This window comes from Promicromonospora sp. NPDC060204 (assembly GCF_042728455.1).
Classification (GTDB): domain Bacteria; phylum Actinomycetota; class Actinomycetes; order Actinomycetales; family Cellulomonadaceae; genus Promicromonospora.
Window position 1 is genome coordinate 1 of the sequence record NZ_JBHWZO010000479.1, and the last position, 1,194, is coordinate 1,194.

1 protein-coding gene is annotated in these 1,194 nt (G+C 77.9%); it reads left to right on the top strand.

Annotated features, from left to right (window positions below):
* Positions 1-56 precede the first annotated feature (56 nt).
* Complete coding sequence (locus ACFWEJ_RS28805; protein WP_377232573.1) at positions 57-1,028, top strand: putative protein N(5)-glutamine methyltransferase; 972 nt, start codon at positions 57-59, stop codon at positions 1,026-1,028.
* Positions 1,029-1,194: the final 166 nt, after the last annotated feature.

The window sequence follows — 1,194 nt, forward strand, 5'->3', positions numbered from 1 at the left end:
ACCCTCAGGTCACCCCGGTGACCTGGGGGTCTGACACGTGCGCCTACGCTTGCGGCGTGGAACAACTTGTCGCGCGCCTGCGCGCCGCCGGCTGCGTGTTCGCCGAGGACGAGGCCCGGATCCTGCTGGAGGCCGCGACGTCGGACGGCACGACGGATCCCGTCCGGCTGGAGGCCCTCGTCGTGGCGCGGGTCGACGGGCTCCCGCTGGAGCACCTGGTGGGCTGGGCCGAGCTCGACGGCCGCCGCTGGCTGGTGGCGCCCGGGGTCTTCGTCCCGCGGCAACGGTCCGAGCTGCTGATCCGGGAGGCGGCGGCGCGCGCGCTGTCCGACGCCATCGGCGGCGCGGCCGTTGGGGCGGGTGCCGCCGGCCCCGTCCTTGTCGTCGACCTGTGCTGCGGGTGCGGCGCGCTCGGCGGGGCCGTCGCGGCGCGGCTCCTGGCGGCGGGGCACGACGTCGAGCTGCACGCCGCCGACGTCGACCCCGTGGCCGTGGCCTGCGCGCACGACAACCTGGCGTCGCTGGCCGCCGAGACCTTCGCCGCCCGCGCCGCGGGGACCGGCCTGCCCGCGCGCGCCGCCGGGACGGGTCTGCCCGCGCGCGCCGCGGGGACCGGCCTGTCGCCGGACGACGTCGCACCCGCGCGACCCGGGCGGCTCACCGCGTACACCTCCGCCGGCGACCTGGCGGATCCGCTCCCGGGCGAGGTGTGGGGCCGCGTCGACGTCCTCGTCGCGAACGCGCCCTACGTGCCCACGGAGGCGATCGGCATGATGCCGCCCGAGGCGCGCGAGCACGAGCCGCACACCGCGCTCGACGGCGGGGACGACGGCCTGGTGATCCTGCGCCGCGTGATCGACCTCGCGCCGGCGCTGCTGCGCCCGGGCGGCCACCTGCTCGTCGAGACGGGCGAGGCCCAGGTGAGCGCCGCCGTCGGGCACCTGGAGGCGGCCGGGCTGATCCCCACGGTCCTGTCGGACGACGACCTGGGCGCCACGGCCCTGGCCGGGGCCCGCCCGGCCACCTGAGCCCGGGCCGCCCGAAGCCTGGCCGCCTGAGGCCGGGCCGCCTGAGCCCGGGTAGCCGGGTGTCCGACCCACCCTGCCGCCCCGTCCGCACACCCGGGCAGGGACACGGGCAGGGACGGGATGCACTTTGAGGCCCGGGTTTCTTCGCTTTCGGACTGTCGAAAGC